Origin of the sequence: Sphingomonas sp. MMS12-HWE2-04, assembly GCF_044881185.1 — a bacterium.
Taxonomy (GTDB): Bacteria; Pseudomonadota; Alphaproteobacteria; order Sphingomonadales; family Sphingomonadaceae; genus Sphingomonas.
On sequence record NZ_CP173254.1, the window covers coordinates 1,864,412 to 1,879,932 of the forward strand.

12 protein-coding genes and 1 pseudogene are annotated in these 15,521 nt (G+C 66.9%); 5 read left to right on the forward strand and 8 right to left on the reverse strand.

From position 1 onward, the window contains the following. From dnaG to AB2M62_RS08435, 4 genes are all read left to right on the forward strand, one after another. Entirely contained in the window at positions 1–1,884 is a 1,884-nt protein-coding gene (gene dnaG / locus AB2M62_RS08420; protein ID WP_404339341.1) for a DNA primase, read from the forward strand. A 42-nt stretch (positions 1,885–1,926) separates the two neighbouring features. Then, complete coding sequence (gene rpoD / locus AB2M62_RS08425; RefSeq protein ID WP_404339343.1) at positions 1,927–3,966, forward strand: RNA polymerase sigma factor RpoD; 2,040 nt, start codon at positions 1,927–1,929, stop codon at positions 3,964–3,966. Between the two features lie 196 nt (positions 3,967–4,162). Continuing rightward, complete coding sequence (locus tag AB2M62_RS08430) at positions 4,163–4,828, forward strand: DUF6975 family protein (RefSeq protein ID WP_404339345.1); 666 nt, start codon at positions 4,163–4,165, stop codon at positions 4,826–4,828. Positions 4,829–4,901: 73 nt separating this feature from the next. Further along, positions 4,902–5,747, forward strand: a complete 846-nt coding sequence (locus AB2M62_RS08435) for an AAA family ATPase (RefSeq protein WP_404339863.1) — start codon at positions 4,902–4,904, stop codon at positions 5,745–5,747. A gap of 188 nt (positions 5,748–5,935) precedes the next feature. Here AB2M62_RS08435 and AB2M62_RS08440 read toward each other — a convergent pair. The 4 genes and pseudogenes from AB2M62_RS08440 to AB2M62_RS08455 form a co-directional block, all read right to left on the reverse strand. Next, positions 5,936–7,115 (reverse strand): annotated as a pseudogene (locus tag AB2M62_RS08440) (VWA domain-containing protein). A gap of 10 nt (positions 7,116–7,125) precedes the next feature. Then, entirely contained in the window at positions 7,126–8,505 is a 1,380-nt protein-coding gene (locus tag AB2M62_RS08445; RefSeq protein ID WP_404339347.1) for a hypothetical protein, read from the reverse strand. A 51-nt stretch (positions 8,506–8,556) separates the two neighbouring features. After that, a complete protein-coding gene (locus AB2M62_RS08450; protein ID WP_404339349.1) occupies positions 8,557–9,120 on the reverse strand; it encodes a CHAP domain-containing protein in 564 nt (187 codons plus the stop codon). A gap of 290 nt (positions 9,121–9,410) precedes the next feature. Next, positions 9,411–9,704, reverse strand: a complete 294-nt coding sequence (locus AB2M62_RS08455; RefSeq protein WP_404339351.1) for an Hpt domain-containing protein — start codon at positions 9,702–9,704, stop codon at positions 9,411–9,413. Between the two features lie 81 nt (positions 9,705–9,785). Here AB2M62_RS08455 and AB2M62_RS08460 point away from each other — a divergent pair, with 81 nt between their 5' ends. Continuing rightward, on the forward strand, positions 9,786–12,071 hold the full coding sequence (locus tag AB2M62_RS08460) for a hypothetical protein (protein WP_404339353.1): 2,286 nt from the start codon (positions 9,786–9,788) through the stop codon (positions 12,069–12,071). Between the two features lie 51 nt (positions 12,072–12,122). On the opposite strand, the gene AB2M62_RS08465 is transcribed toward AB2M62_RS08460, so the two are convergent. The 4 genes from AB2M62_RS08465 to AB2M62_RS08480 are packed head-to-tail and all read right to left on the reverse strand — an operon-like array spanning position 12,123 to position 15,518. After that, the gene (locus tag AB2M62_RS08465) at positions 12,123–12,389 is read right to left on the reverse strand and encodes a DUF1467 family protein (protein WP_404339355.1); all 267 of its coding nucleotides are present in this window, start codon (positions 12,387–12,389) and stop codon (positions 12,123–12,125) included. Between the two features lie 4 nt (positions 12,390–12,393). Further along, the gene (locus tag AB2M62_RS08470) at positions 12,394–13,971 is read right to left on the reverse strand and encodes a ribonuclease J (RefSeq protein ID WP_404339865.1); all 1,578 of its coding nucleotides are present in this window, start codon (positions 13,969–13,971) and stop codon (positions 12,394–12,396) included. 57 nt (positions 13,972–14,028) lie between these two features. After that, positions 14,029–14,811, reverse strand: coding sequence for a type III pantothenate kinase (locus AB2M62_RS08475; protein ID WP_404339357.1), 783 nt, complete (start codon positions 14,809–14,811; stop codon positions 14,029–14,031). Positions 14,812–14,822: 11 nt separating this feature from the next. Then, positions 14,823–15,518, reverse strand: a complete 696-nt coding sequence (locus tag AB2M62_RS08480) for a biotin--[acetyl-CoA-carboxylase] ligase (RefSeq protein WP_404339359.1) — start codon at positions 15,516–15,518, stop codon at positions 14,823–14,825. Positions 15,519–15,521 lie beyond the last annotated feature (3 nt).

Sequence of the window (15,521 nt, forward strand, 5' to 3'; positions counted from 1 at the left end):
GTGAGCCTCACCCCCGCCTTTCTCGACGAGCTTCGCGCACGCACGCTGCTATCGGGCCTGATCGCCAAGACCACCAAGCTGCAGAAGGCCGGGCGCGAATTCCGCGCGTGCTGCCCGTTCCACAACGAGAAGACGCCCAGCTTCTATGTGAACGACGACAAGGGCTTCTATCACTGCTTTGGCTGCGGTGCGCATGGCGATGCGATCCGCTGGATGACCGAGCAGCGCGGCCTGCCTTTCCTCGATGCGGTGAAGGAGCTCGTTCAGGCCGCCGGCATGGAAATGCCCGAGCAGGACCGCCGCTCCGCCGAAAAGGCTGAGCGCGCCAAGGGGCTGCACGAGGCGATGGCCGACGCCGCGGCGTGGTTCGTCGAGAAGCTCAATGGCATCGAAGGTGCCGAAGCCCGCGGCGTGCTCAAGCGGCGCGGCATCGCCGAGGAGACCGCGCGCAGCTTCGGGCTCGGCTTCGCCCCCGATTCGCGCGGCAAGCTCCGCCAGGCGCTCAACACCTATGGCGACGCGATGCTGGTCGAGGCCGGCATGCTGATCCAGGTCGAGGAGAAGGAGCCGTACGACCGCTTCCGCGGCCGGCTGATGATCCCCATACGCGACGTGCGCGGGCGGACGATCGCGTTCGGCGGCCGCATCCTCGGCGACGGTGAGCCCAAATATCTCAACTCGCCCGAAACCCCGCTCTTCGACAAGGGCCGCACGCTCTACAATCTCGATCGTGCGCAGGCCGCGGCGCGCAAGTCCGGCCGCATCCTCGCCGTCGAGGGCTATATGGACGTGATCGCACTCGCCCAGGCCGGGTTCGAGGAGGCGGTCGCGCCGCTCGGCACTGCGCTGACCGAACACCAGCTCGAGCGGCTGTGGCGAATCGCCGAAGTCCCCCTGCTCTGCTTCGACGGCGATTCGGCCGGGCAGAAGGCGGCGTTGCGCGCCGCGCACCGCGCGCTGCCGATGCTCCAGCCCGGGCGCAGCCTCGCCTTCGTCACCCTGCCCGACGGGCTCGATCCCGACGACCTCGTCCGTACCAAGGGGGCTGCGGCGTTCGAGGCGCTGCTCAAGGCGCCGCAGCCGCTGGTCGATCGCCTTTGGCAGAGCGAAGTCGCCGCCGAACCGCTCGACACGCCCGAGCAGCGCGCCGGGCTCAAGCGCCGGGTGATGGAGCTCGCCGACGGCATCGGCGACCCCAATGTGAAGCACGAATATATTGCGGAGTTTCGCGCGCGGATCGATGCGCATTTCGGGCGCGGCCCCCGCGCTTTCGAGGCGCGGACGCAGCGCGGACCGAGCGCTCCGGCCCGCGGCAAGCGCGACAAGCGCGGCAACTGGCAACCGCCCGAGGCGCCGCCCGGCACCACGATGCGCGGGGTGCACGCCGCCGGGCTCGATCCGATCCTCGCCAAGGCCGTGCTCGCCGGGCTGATCCGCCATCCGGCCGAGATCGCGCGCCACATGGAGGTATTGGGCTCGCTGCGCACCGCTTCCGGCGCGCTCGGCAAATTGTTCGAAGCGGTGATCGACGTCGCGCTCGAAGACCGGCAGCTTGATAGCGGCAAAGTCCTCACCATATTGGCGAGGTCCGGTTTCGATTCAGTGGCGAGCGACTTGCTCAGGGCCGACACGCTTCCCTTCTCGTTCACCCGGCCGCGCGCCGACGACGAGGCCAGGGCGCGTGACGACCTGAACGAGGCGATTGCGGTGATGGTGGCGCAGCCCATGGTGGATGCGGCCCTCGCCGAGGCTACCGCTGCGCTGAGCAGGGACGGTTCGGAAGAAGCATTCACGCGTCAGGTGGCGCTGTCGCGCCAGCGGCAGGAGCTCCAGGCGCGGCTTGCGAATCTGATGCTTGCGGACGAAGACGATTTCGAGGATTAGGGCGGCGTATAATTGCCGCCATCAGGATTTCGAGGGTTATTGATGGCGAAGGCTAATGGCGCCGGCAGCGGCGACGACACCACCATTGACGTGGGCGACGCACCGCTGATCGATCTGAACGAAGGTTCGATCAAGAAGCTCGTCGCGCGGGCGAAGAAGCGCGGTTACATCACCGTCGACCAGCTCAACGAGATGCTCCCCCAGGATCAGATGACCTCGGAGCAGATCGAGGACGTGATGGCGGCGCTCAACGACATGGGCGTCAACGTCGTCGAGAATGAGGAAGTCGGCGAGGACGCCGAGCCGGAGGACGATTCGGCCGACGAGGCCGAGGCGAGCGAAAGCGGCGACAATTCCGCCCCCACGTTCGAAGCCGCGAAGAAGAAGGAAACGGTCGACCGCACCGACGATCCGGTGCGGATGTACCTGCGCGAGATGGGCGCAGTCGAGCTGCTGTCGCGCGAAGGCGAAATCGCCATCGCCAAGCGCATCGAGGCCGGCCGCGACACGATGATCCTGGGGCTCTGCGAGTCGCCGATCACCTTCAACGCGATCATCGGCTGGTCCAACGCACTCAACGAAGGCACGATGCAGCTGCGCGAGATCCTCGATCTCGACGCGATGCTCTCCAAGGGGCCGTCGGCCGAGCAGGTCGAGGGCGCCGAGGAAGACGATAACGGCGAGATCAGCGAGAAGACCGCCGGCACGACCTTCAAGGAAGAAGCCGAGCCCGAGGAAGTCGCCGAGGAGGAGGACGAGGACTCGATGACCGAGCGCCGCGCCCCGCGGATCTCGGACGACGAGGAAGAGGACAACACCCTCAGCCTCGCGCAGATGGAAGAGACGCTCAAGCCGCAGGCGCTTGAGAAGTTCGCCAACATCACCTCGATCTACAAGAAGTTCTCCAAGCTCCAGCAGCAGCGGCTCGACGCGATGTCGGCCGGCGGCGAGCTGCCGGCGGCGAGCGAGCGCAACTATCACAAGCTGCGCGAAGAGCTGACCGCCGAGGTGGAGAGCGTTCAGTTCCACAACGCCAAGATCGAATATCTCGTCGATCAGCTCTACAGCTTCAACCGGCGCCTGACCGCGCTGGGCGGCCAGATGCTGCGCCTCGCCGAGCGCCACAAGGTGCCGCGCAAGGACTTTCTCGATCGCTATGTCGATCACGAGATGGACGAGAGCTTCCTCGCCACCGTCGAGAAGCTCGACAAGAAGTGGAAGGCTTTCGCAGAAAACGAAGCCCCCGCAGTCGATCGCATCCGCATCGAGATCAGCGAGATCAGCCAGGCCACCGGCATGGCGCTCGCCGAGTTCCGCCGCATCGTCAACATGGTCCAGAAGGGCGAGCGCGAAGCGCGCATCGCCAAGAAGGAAATGGTGGAGGCGAACCTGCGCCTGGTGATCTCGATCGCCAAGAAATACACCAATCGCGGCCTGCAGTTCCTGGATCTCATCCAGGAGGGCAATATCGGCCTGATGAAGGCGGTCGATAAGTTCGAATATCGCCGCGGCTACAAGTTCAGCACCTATGCGACCTGGTGGATCCGCCAGGCGATCACCCGCTCGATCGCCGATCAGGCGCGCACGATCCGCATCCCGGTCCACATGATCGAGACGATCAACAAGCTGGTCCGCACCTCGCGCCAGTTCCTCCACGAGCAGGGCCGCGAGCCCACGCCCGAGGAAATGGCCGAGCGCCTGAGCATGCCGCTCGAGAAGGTGCGCAAGGTGATGAAGATCGCCAAGGAGCCGATCAGCCTCGAAACGCCGATCGGCGACGAGGAGGATTCGCACCTGGGCGACTTCATCGAGGACAAGAACGCAGTGATCCCGGTCGACGCGGCGATCCAGGCGAACCTCAAGGAAACGGTCACCCGCGTCCTTGCCAGCCTCACCCCGCGCGAGGAGCGCGTGCTGCGCATGCGCTTCGGCATCGGCATGAACACCGATCATACGCTCGAGGAAGTCGGCCAGCAATTCTCGGTCACCCGCGAGCGCATCCGCCAGATCGAGGCCAAGGCGCTGCGCAAGCTCAAGCACCCGAGCCGCAGCCGCAAGATGCGGTCGTTCCTCGACCAGTAAGCGCTGCCTGCCCTCGCACGCACCAGAGACACCCCGGACTAACCTCCGGGGTGTTTTCCCATCTGCGTAACGGTCGGCGTAAACCGCGGCTTTCCACAGTTAATTTCGCGTCAACCACGTCTTTACGTGCTTCGGTATCACCCTTTCTGGCAATACGTCCTAGCCGCTCCCGGCGACGCAGCACCTTAGGGGACATATGCCGTTCGATTCCGCGCAGATCGCCCGACTTGGCAGCAGCTGGGGTGCCATGGGTTCGCTCGTCGCGACCGATGGCAGCACGAGCCACCCCTGGCTGGTCAAGCTCGCCGACCCCACCGAACCGCTGCGCGACCTCGCCGACGCGGCGCATTACATCTGCCTGCTCCACGGCCGCCATCCCGGCGTGATCGATCACGCCATGGCGCAGGCGCGCATGTCGCTCGAGCGTGACTGGATCGAAGCTGCCGCCGAGGCCTTCGTCACTGAGCGCGCCTATCTCGTCCGCGTCGCCGCCGCCGCCGGCCCTGTGCCGAGCACGCCGGGCCACGCCGAATCCGAAGCAGCCGCCCAGGCACAGCGCCATGCGCTCGACATGCTCGCCCGCTCGGACCGCGCCGGCTGCGCGACCGGCGCCGCGCTGGCGCTGGCGATCGACTGGACGATGATCCGCGGCGTGCTCGACAATGCCGCGCGCCGCCTCGGCCTCGCGACCCCGCCACTCAGCCTGCCGCTTGCCGAAGAGACCGTCACGATCGTCGATGCGCTCGCCCGCGAAGGCACGATGGAGCGCGCGATGCTGTTCGGCGCGCAACAGGTCTTCGCCCAGCATCGCGGCCTGTGGGACCTGCTCGAAGCCCGCGCCAGCGCCCGCAACCGCGCCTGACCCCTCTGTGCGTTGGCCGAGGCGGTGAGAGAGGCCCTTGCCTCTCCCCGCTCGCGCCCTCTATCCCGCTGCCATGCGTTTCGAAGGCACCCAAAGCTATGTCGCGACCGAAGACCTGAAGGTCGCGGTCAATGCGGCCGTCACTCTCCGCCGCCCGCTCCTCGTCAAAGGCGAGCCCGGCACCGGCAAGACCGTCCTGGCCTATGAGATCGCCAAGGCAGTCGGCGCGCCGCTGATCGAGTGGAACGTCAAATCGACGACCAAGGCGCAGCAGGGTCTCTACGAATATGACGCGGTCGCCCGACTGCGCGATGGCCAGCTCGGCGACGAACGTGTCCACGACATCGCCAATTACATCCGCAAGGGCAAGCTGTGGGAGGCGTTCACCGCGCCCAAGCTTCCCGTCCTGCTGATCGACGAGATCGACAAGGCCGATATCGAGTTTCCCAACGATCTGCTCCAGGAGCTCGATCGCATGGAATTCCATGTCTACGAGACCGGCGAGACCGTGCGCGCCGCCGAGCGCCCGATCGTGGTGATCACCTCGAACAACGAAAAGGAGCTGCCGGACGCGTTTCTGCGCCGCTGCTTCTTCCATTACATCAAATTCCCGGATCGGGAGACGATGCAGGCAATCATCGACGTCCACTTCCCGGGCATCCAGAAGATACTGGTCTCCAAGGCGATGGACATCTTCTACGATATTCGCGACGTCCCGGGCCTCAAGAAGAAGCCCTCGACCAGCGAATTGCTCGATTGGCTCAAGCTGCTCCTCCACGAAGAGATGCCGCTCGACGTGCTCCAGGCCAAGGACCCGAGCAAGGCGATCCCGCCGCTCCACGGTGCGCTGCTCAAGAACGAGGCCGATGTGATGCTGTTCGAGCGCCTCGCCTTCCTCGCCCGACGCCAGGGCAAGTGAGCCGCTATCCCGGGCGCGGCGCCTGCGGCGCCGTTATCGCGACGATCGCCGGCCCAGCGCTCGCCTTACGCCAGCGCTGATCCCGCCAGTGCCGCGAATCCGGGGTCAAGCCCGGGGTGATGACAAGGTCCGCTCCCCACCCTTAAGCGGACCTGCCGGTCCTGCGAAACTGAACCGCGCTCGACGCCTCAGCGCTTGCGGCTAAGCTCGCGCATCGCTTCGTCGAGGCCGGCCAGGGTGAGCGGGTACATCCGGTCGCCCATCAACTCGCGGAGCACGTGGATCGATTGGGTATGGCCCCATTGCTCGCGCGGGATCGGATTGAGCCACACCGCGGCGGGATAGGTGTCCAGCGCGCGCTGCATCCAGGTGGCGCCGGGCTCTTCGTTGAAATGCTCGACCGAGCCGCCGGGATGGGTGACCTCATAGGCGCTCATCGACGCGTCGCCGACGAAGATCAGCTTATAGTCGTGGCCATATTTGTGGAGCACGTCCCAGGTCGGCGTCCGCTCCGTATAGCGGCGGGCATTGTCCTTCCACACGCCTTCGTAGAGGCAATTGTGGAAATAGAAGAATTCGAGGTTCTTGAATTCGGCGGTGGCGGCGGAGAACAGCTCCTCGCACAGCTTGATGAACGGATCCATCGAGCCGCCGACATCGAGAAAGAGCAGCAGCTTGACGGCGTTGTGGCGCTCGGGCCGCATGCGGATGTCGAGCCAGCCCTGGCGCACGGTGCCGGCGATCGTCGCGTCGATGTCGAGCTCGTCGGCCGCACCTTCGCGGGCGAAGCGGCGCAGGCGGCGCAGCGCGACTTTGATGTTGCGGGTGCCGAGTTCCTTGGTGCTGTCCAGATTGCGGAACTCGCGGCCTTCCCAGACCTTGAGCGCGCGCTTGTGGGTGCTCTCGCCGCCGATGCGGACGCCTTCGGGATTGTAGCCGCTGTTCCCATAAGGCGAGGTGCCGCCGGTGCCGATCCACTTGCTGCCGCCCTGGTGGCGCTCCTTCTGCTCTTCGAGGCGCTTCCGCAGCGTCTCCATGATCTGGTCCCAGGAGCCCTGCGATTTCGATCGCCGCCATCTCTTCGGGCGTGAGGAATTTCGCGGCGACGGCCTTGAGCCACTCCTCGGGGATCTCGGCAGGCGCGGTGCCATAGCTGGTGGCGACGCCGCGAAACACCTTGGCAAAGACCTGGTCGAAGCGATCGAGCAGGCCTTCGTCCTTCACGAAGGTGGCGCGGGCGAGGAAATAAAAGGCTTCGGGCGTGCGCTCGATGACGTCGCGGTCGAGCGCTTCCAAGAGGACGAGATGTTCCTTCAGGCTTGCCTGGATACCCGCGGCGCGCAGTTCGTCGAGGAAGGAGAAGAACATGGGCGTCGTCTTAGGGCGTGTGTTCGTACAAGGTCCAGTGGGTGCCCGAGAGGCCGTGTGCGCGCATCGCGACGATCGGGCGATAATGGCGGCCGCAGCGTTCGACGGTTTCGGGCGGGTCCTCGCCCTTGAAGCGGTCGGCGAGCAGGAAGCGCGCGGGCGCGCAGACTTGCTTGCGAATCTCGAGCCGATACCCCGCCTGGGTCGCGCCGACTTCGAGCGCGGCGCGGGCGGTGTCGCGATCGATGAGCAATTCGGCGCCGGCGGGCGCGCGGGCCTGCATCGCGCGGATCGCGGCGGAGGTGTCGCCACGGCGATTGATCGCGAGGTCGATGTCTTGGGCCAGGCTTCCGGCGAGGATCGTGACGAACGCCGCCGCGGCCGCCCAGCGCCGCCAGCCGCCAGCGGCGAACTCGCGCCACAGCATCTCGCCGAGCAGGATCAGCAGCGCGATGCCGACGAGCAGGTAGTAGCGCGGATGCGCGACGTTGCCCGAATGGAGCAGCGCCAGCGTCAGCGGGAAGCCGAGGATCGCGAGCCGGTGAAAGCCGAGGCGCGCCACCCCGGCGCTGGGCGCGAGGATGACCAGCGCGGGCACCAGCACCAGCCAGAAAACGCTGACCACCGGGAAGCCCAGCGTGTATTCGATGAGTTCGGAGACGCCGTGGAGAAACTGCAGCCAGGTGAAGGGATCGTAATTGCCGAACTTGAAGCCGCCGCCCTGCGCCGCGCCGGCGGCGAGGATTGCGAAGACCAGCGCGAAGGCAATCAGCGATGGCGCGAAGAGTTTGAGGGTGGCGAGGAACGCCGGCTTGAAGCCGTCGCGCTTCCACAGCGCGAAGAACACCCAGCCGGCCACCGCGAGAAAGCCGAACAGGATCGTGAGCTGCGACAGCGCGCCGAGGAAGAAGCACAGCGCCAGCGCCGTGGCCGGGCTGCGTTCGGCTTCCCCGGCGAGCCAGCGGTCGATGAGCAGGATTGCCAGCAGCAGCGCGAGCATCATCGGGGCATAGCCGCGCGCCTCGGAGCCCATCGTCACCATCGCCGGAGAGACGGCGAACAGCGCAGCGGTGACCAGCGCAACGCCGGTGCCGCGCCGCGCGCCGATCTGCGCGGCGATCAGGATCGAGAGCGTGCTCGTGACGATCGACAGACCCCGCTGGACGGGCGAGGGCGCCGCAATGCCGACGAACTGCAGCCACAGCGAATTGAGGTGATGGTTGTTATCGTGATTGATGTTGAGGAAGATGCCGAGCGGGGTGCCGGCGTCATGCGCCTGGAGTGCGGACCATGCCTCGTCGAGCCAGAGCCCGCCTTGCGCGCCGGCGATGCGCAGCGCCAGGCCGACGGCCAGAATCGCGCCGAGCAGCCACCACCCACGCCTGTCCATGCGATCCGCCCCCATCCCGACTTCATGCGGTAGGCGGGCGAGAGGCGCAAGCTATCGAACGTAGGCGTCGATCAGCGAGCCGACATAATCGGGATGCTTGCTGGTGAGTTCAGGTGCGGGCTTGGCCTTTGTGGCCTTGCCCTCGGGCGTGCCGTAGATGAAGCCCTTGGTCGGATAGATGCCGCCGCCCAGGCCTTCGCTGTCGCGGAACCAGACCTTGACCACGCTCCAGTCGCCGCGCTCCGAGACGTCGAACAAGGTGACGTCCTGCTCGGCATGGCCGCGCTCGCCATTCTGGCGCGACCAATTGGCATGGGTGAGCATCAGCACGCGATCCTCGACGATGCGGCTGACCACGGCGACATGGCCGAGCGGCAGGCGCGCGGTCTTGGCGAAGACGAGGACCGAGCCGACGCGCGGCGCGGTACCGCGGGCATAGCGCCCTTTGGCCTGGTCCCACCAGGTCCAGGCGTCGCCATAGATCTGGATGCCCGAGACCGCGCGCGCAAAGGGCACGCACTGGCCGACATAATCGAGGAGAGAAGAAGCATGCGCGGGGACGAACGCCAGAAAGGCGGCGCCGGCCAAGGCAAGTTTCGAGACCAGGTTACGCATACACGGGTACCGTTACAGCACCCCCCCAAACCGGCTGGTATCGCGATCTGGTTAAAAAAGCGTTAACCGCGTTGTTCGGGTTTCCGGTGGACGCTTTCGACCGGCACGAACGAGAGGATCCTCAGCAGGACCAGCCGAGCAGCAGCGGCATCCCGCGCTCCTGCCGCCCGACGGCGAAGCACAGGCGGCTGCGCCGGAACGGCAACCCGGTACCACGAACAGGCCCAAGCGGATAACGGGCAGCCCGGGGGCGAAGAAAGTGACATGGGCCGGCGGCGGGTGGCCCGCGCTTAAAGCCGCTCGATCGCCCGGTGCAGCTGGCGTAGCAGCGCGGCGTCCTGCGCCTGGCCCACCGCGGCCTCGCCGGCCAGCGCCAGCAGCCGCACCGCGCCGAAGCTGGCGGCCAGGCCCTTCAGCCGCAGCGCCCCGGAAGTCCAGTCGTCGGCGGTGCGCGCCGATTTCATGCTCTCCAGGCAGCGCTTGACGCTTTCGAGGAAAGCCTCGCGCAGCTCGACGATCAGCGCGGGTTCGTCACCCACTGCTGCCGCCAGCGTCGCATCGATTGCTCCGGGGTCATAAGCCATCCACGGAAAATAGCGCCGCAGGCTTTAACCATTGGTTTAGCCGGCTGTTGGTCAAGCCGGCATTTGTGGTAGAACCTGTCCATGATTGGGGCACAAAACACCGAGACCGCATTCGAGCCGGCGATCCACGCGGACACCGCATCGATCCCAGCAGGACCGATCGACTGGGCGGAAGACGAACATTTCGAAGAGGAAGCGGCTCCGCGGAGCAGCCCGGGCTGGATCCTCCCTGCCCTTGCGATCCTCGCCAGCCTCGCCTGGCTCGGCGCGATGCTGTGGATCACGCTGCCCGCGCTACAGGCGGGGATGACGCCGATCGGGCTCGTCCAGTTCGTCGGCGCGCTGTGCGTGCCGCCAGCGCTGATCGGCGTGCTCTATCTGCTCGCGCTGCGCACCAGCCGCGCCGAAGCGCGCCGTTTCGGCGCCACCGCGCGCGCGATGCGCGCCGAGGCTGCGACGCTCGAGCGCGTGCTCGAAACGCTGTCGCGCAAGCTTGCCGACAATCGTGCCGCGCTCGCCGAGCAGACCAACGTTCTGACGGCGATGGGCGAGCGCACTGCCGACCGCATCGAGAGCGTCGCCACGATCGTAGACCAGCAGGCGCGCACGCTCGATTCGAGCACGCGGACGTTCAGCGACGCGATGGCGCATGTCGAACAGCGCTTCGAGATCCTGCTCAACCTGCTGCCCAAGGCCGATGACGAAGTCCGCGCGATGGGCGCGCGCATCGACGAGACCGGGCTGCTCGCCAGCCAGCACGCCGCGGCGCTCGACACCCAGCTTTCCGCGCTGTCGGAGCGTGGCCGCGAAGCCGATCGCATCGCCGGCGGGGCTGCCGAACGCCTCGCCGCGCACATCACGCGCATGGAGGCGACCAGCGAGACTGCCAGCGCCCGCCTTGTCCAGGTTACCGGCGAGATGTCGACGGCCGTCGATGCGGTGCTCGATCGCGCCGCCAATGCCGTCGACGAAGCGCGCAAGGGCATCGCCACCCAGGGCGAAGCCATCCTCGCCATGCTCAGCGCCAACCAGGCCGCGCTCGACCGCGCCGGTCGCGACAGCGCCGAAGCGCTTGGCGAACGCATCGGCGCGATCGAGGAGTCGATCGGCCGCGTCGGCGCCCGTCTCGCCGAGGAGCAAGCGCGCGGCGACCTGCTGTTCTCCGGATTCTCCCTGGCGGTCGAGCGCTTCGATCGCGAGCTCGGCACCACCCACGCGACCAGCAACGATCGCATCCAGGGCCTCGCCGCCACGGTCAGCGCGCTGCACGGCTCAGTCGATGCGATGTCCGAAGCGCTCAAGACCGGCGAAGGCCTGGCGCGCAAGGTGATCGGCACTTCGGAAGACCTGCTCACTGCGCTCGACGCCTCGGCGCGCGAAATCGACGAGACCCTGCCCGAGGCACTTGCCCGGCTCGACGCGCGGATCGGCGCCAGCCGCCAGGTCGTCGCCGGTGCCAAACCCGAGTTGCTCGCGCTGGTCACGGCCGCCGAGAGTACGCACGAAGCGATCGAGGCGATTGCCGACGTCGTCGCGCAACAGCGCGATACGCTCGCCAAGACCCAGGCGTCGCTGCTCGAAACGCTTGCCACCGGCGGCGAGCAGGCCTCTGCGCTGGGCCAGATCGTCGACGAGACGATCGCCACCACCCGCCGCTTCGCCGAATCCGCGGCCCCGCAGCTGGTCGAGGCGCTGGTCCGCGTCCGCGAAACCTCGTCCGCCGCCGCCGATCATGCCCGTGAGACGCTTGCCTCGATCGTCCCCAGCGCCACCGCCGCGCTCGAGGAAGCCAGCGGCACCGCGTTGCGCCGCGCGATCGACAATTCGGTCCGCCGCCAGCTCACCGAGCTCGCCGACACCACCGAATCCGCGGTCAACGCCGCCGCGCGCGCCTCCGAACGGCTCACCCAGCAGATGGTCGGGCTCGCCGAGACCACTGCGCAGATCGACGCCCAGATCGAATCGGGCCGGGCCGAGCGCGAGAAGAGCGACAGTGAGAGCTTCGCCCGCCGCGTCTCTTTGCTCATCGAGGCGCTCAACTCCGCCTCGATCGACATCGCCAAGGCCTTTTCGGCCGAAGTCGCCGACAGCGCCTGGGCGGCCTATCTCAAGGGCGATCGCGGCGTCTTCACCCGCCGTGCGGTGCGCCTGCTCGAACCCGGCGAAACCCGCGAGATCGTCCGGCTATACGATTCAGACGAGGATTTCCGCGACAACGTCAATCGCTACATCCACGATTTCGAGGGACTGCTTCGCCAGATCCTCGCGCTGCGCGACGGCTCGCCGCTCGGCGTCACCCTGCTCTCGTCGGACATGGGCAAGCTCTATGTTGCGCTGGCACAGGCGATCGAGCGCCTGCGGACATAGCACTGCGCCCGCCGCACTCCGGGCGATGCCGGAGCGCGGCGGGCGCGCGCTTTAGCTGCGATGGACCCAGTCGAGCATATCGGCGGTAACCCAGCCGAATATGTAGTTCAGGAGAAACACCGCGAACAACGCCGTCGCGACGATCGTCGTGCGGATCGCAATCAGGCCAGGCCGGAAGCCGTGCGGCGCGCTCTCGGCCTGGCCCGGGACCAGCTCGGCCCCGGCTTCCTGGGCGGTGCGGACACCCCAGGGCAGCACGAGAAAGACCGAGAAGGCCCAGAACAGGATGTAGATCGCAAGCATCGACTGCCAGCGCATGGCGTCAGATCTCCACGATCAGCACGTCGACCACGGGCTTCTTGCCGGTAAAGCGCACCGCCGCGCGGCGAACCGACAATCGCACGCTCTCGCGCAGCTTCTCGATATTGCGGCCGTCCTTGCGCACTGCCTCGGCAGCCGCGTCGGAGGCTTCGTCGAGAAACGCGTCGCGATCCTCTTCGACCGGAACGCCCTGGATGCGTACCTGCGGCGTGCCCGCAAGCTTGCCGTTGCGGATGGCAACCGCCACCGAGATCTGGCCATAGAGCGCAACACGGCGCCGTTCGTTGATCGTCGCGCCGTCTGCCGGCAGGATCACGTCGCCGTCGAGCACCAGCCGGCCCACCGGCGCCTCGCCGATCTTCTTCGGGCCATCCGGCGCCAGGCGGATGACGTCGCCGTTCACTTGGCGCACCGCTTTGGGCACGCCCTGCTCCAGCGCGAACCGCGCCTGCTCGTACATATGGCGGACCTCGCCGTGCACCGGCACGACGATCTCGGGGCGGATCCACTTGTACATCTCGGCAAGCTCGGGCCGCCCGGGATGCCCCGAGACATGGATGAACGCCTGGCGATCGGTGATCAGCTCGACCCCCTTGCTCGCCAGCGTGTTCATGATCTTGCCGATCGCGATCTCGTTGCCCGGGATCTGGCGCGACGAGAACACCACGCTGTCGCCCTCGTGCAGCTTGAGAACATGGCTGCCCTCGGCGATGCGGTTGAGCGCTGCACGCGGCTCGCCCTGCCCGCCGGTCGCGACGATCAGCACCTTGTTGGGGGGCAGGTCCATCGCCGTGTCGAAGTCGATCGTATCGGGAAAGTCGCGCAGATAGCCGGTTGCCTTGGCGACCCGCAGGATGCGGTCGAGCGAGCGGCCGGCGACGCACAGTTCGCGCCCGGTGTCGCGCGCCACTTCGCCCAGCGTCTGGAGCCGCGCCGCGTTCGAGGCGAAGGTGGTGACGAGCACGCGGCCCTTGGCGGCGCCGATCACTTCGTCCAGCCCCTTGCGGACATTGCCTTCGGAGCCCGACGCCTCGGGATTGAACACGTTGGTCGAGTCGCAGACGAGCGCGAGCACGCCCTTGTCGCCGATCGCCGTCAGCTCGGCGCCGGTCGAGGCACCCCCCAACGCCGGCGATTCGTCGAGCTTCCAGTCACCGGTGTGGAAGATCTTGCCATAGGGCGTTTCGATCAGGATCGCATTGCCCTCGGGGATCGAGTGGGCAAGCGGGGTATAGGTCATCGTGAACGGCCCGATCGAGAACGGCCCGTCTTCCTTCACGACATTGAGCTCCACCTTGTCGGTGATGCCCTCTTCCTCGAGCTTGCCGTAGATCAGCCCGGCAGTGAAAGGCGTGGCATAGAGCGGCACGCCCAGATCGGCGGCGAGATAGGGCAGCGCCCCGATATGGTCCTCATGGCCATGGGTCAGCACGATGCCGAGCAGATCGTCGAGCCGCTCCTCGATAAACTGGAGATCGGGCAGGATCACGTCGACGCCGGGATAGTTGGCATCGCCGAAGGTGATGCCGCAATCGACCATCAGCCACTTGCCCTGAGTGCCGTAGAGATTGACGTTCATGCCGATCTCGCCCGAGCCGCCGAGCGCCAGGAAGAGAAGTTCGTTACCAGGTTTCACTTAATTTCCTTGTTGGCTGCGTTCCCACAGCATGGCCAGACCCTGGATCGTCAGGTCGGGCTCGATGGCGTCGAATACGCCGGTGTGCTTCTCGAACAATACCGCCAGGCCGCCCGTGGCGATCACCTGGAGCGGCCGGCCCATCTCGGCCTTCATCCGCGCGACCAACCCTTCGATCATCGCGACATAGCCCCAATAGATGCCGATATGCATCTGGTCGACCGTGTTGCGGCCGACCACGCTGGTCGTTTCGGGCGCCGAGATCGCGATGCGCGGAAGCTTGGCCGCTGCCGTGACCAACGCATCGAGCGACAGATTGATGCCCGGCGCGATGATCCCGCCCTTATAGGCGCCGGTATAGTCGACCAGCTCGAAGGTGGTCGCCGTCCCGAAATCGATGACGATCAGGTCGCCCGCATAGCGCGCATGCGCGGCGATCACGTTGAGCGCGCGATCGGCGCCCAGGCTGCCCGGCTCCTCGACATCGAGCACGAAGCCCCATTCGGCGCGGCCCTGCCCGGCGATCACCGCCTCGGTCCCGAAATATTTACTGCTCAGCACCTGGAGGTTGTGCAGCGCCCGCGGCACCACCGTCGCGACGATCACCCCGGTGACCGCCGTGCGGTCATAGCCTTCGAGGCTGAGCAGCTGGCTCAGCCACACGGCATATTCGTCTGCGGTCCGCCGCGGATCGGTCGCGATCCGCCAGCGCGCGCGGATCTCGCCATTCTCGAGCAGGGCAAAGACGACATTGGTGTTGCCGGCGTCGATCGCGAGCAGCATCGGTCAATCCTTCAGAGCAGGAACACGTCGGCGGCGTGAATGACATGCCGCGCGCCATCGGCCAAGCGAAGGATCAGCGCGCCTTCGCCGTTCAGTCCCTCGAACAGCCCGTCGAGCGCAGTGCCATCCGCCAGCCGCGCGGTCAGCGCCGTTCCTGGAGGATGCGCCCGCGCCAGCCAACGCTCGCGCACCCCGACCAGGCCTTCGCCGCGCCAGCGCCCGAGCCAGCGCGCGAACGCCTCGGCCAAGGTCTCGGCGAAGAGCTGCGGATCGGGCACGGTGCCATGCGCAGCCAGGCTCGTTGCGGGCCGATCGAGATCCTCGGGATGATGCGCCAGATTGACGCCGAAGCCGATCACCACCGCGTCGCCGGCGCGCTCGAGCAGGATGCCCGAAAGCTTGGCGCCGTCGACCAGCAGGTCGTTCGGCCATTTGAGCGTTGCCGTGACGCCGAACACGCGCACCGCATCCTCCAGCGCCACCGCGGCGACCAGCGCCAGCGTCGCCGGCGGCGGATCGCTGGGGCGCAATCGCACCAGAGTCGAGGCATAGAGATTGCCCTCGGGCGAGGTCCAGGCCCTGCCCTGGCGGCCCTTGCCCGCGGTCTGGCGCGTGGCGCGGAGCCACAGCCCCTCCGCGGCACCGCTGGCCGCCAGCGCGATCAGATCGGCATTGGTCGATCCCGTCTCGGCGACGGTTCGGATCACAAC

Excerpts from the sequence above, each read along its gene's own strand:
- rpoD (WP_404339343.1), top strand. The coding sequence starts at position 1,927 with ATGGCGAAGGCTAATGGCGCCGGCAGCGGCGACGACACCACCATTGAC.
- AB2M62_RS08430 (WP_404339345.1), top strand. The coding sequence starts at position 4,163 with ATGCCGTTCGATTCCGCGCAGATCGCCCGACTTGGCAGCAGCTGGGGT.
- AB2M62_RS08435 (WP_404339863.1), top strand. The coding sequence starts at position 4,902 with ATGCGTTTCGAAGGCACCCAAAGCTATGTCGCGACCGAAGACCTGAAG.
- AB2M62_RS08445 (WP_404339347.1), bottom strand. The coding sequence starts at position 8,505 with ATGGACAGGCGTGGGTGGTGGCTGCTCGGCGCGATTCTGGCCGTCGGC.
- AB2M62_RS08450 (WP_404339349.1), bottom strand. The coding sequence starts at position 9,120 with ATGCGTAACCTGGTCTCGAAACTTGCCTTGGCCGGCGCCGCCTTTCTG.
- AB2M62_RS08455 (WP_404339351.1), bottom strand. The coding sequence starts at position 9,704 with ATGGCTTATGACCCCGGAGCAATCGATGCGACGCTGGCGGCAGCAGTG.
- AB2M62_RS08460 (WP_404339353.1), top strand. The coding sequence starts at position 9,786 with ATGATTGGGGCACAAAACACCGAGACCGCATTCGAGCCGGCGATCCAC.
- AB2M62_RS08465 (WP_404339355.1), bottom strand. The coding sequence starts at position 12,389 with ATGCGCTGGCAGTCGATGCTTGCGATCTACATCCTGTTCTGGGCCTTC.
- AB2M62_RS08470 (WP_404339865.1), bottom strand. The coding sequence starts at position 13,971 with ATGAACGTCAATCTCTACGGCACTCAGGGCAAGTGGCTGATGGTCGAT.
- AB2M62_RS08475 (WP_404339357.1), bottom strand. The coding sequence starts at position 14,811 with ATGCTGCTCGCGATCGACGCCGGCAACACCAATGTCGTCTTTGCCCTG.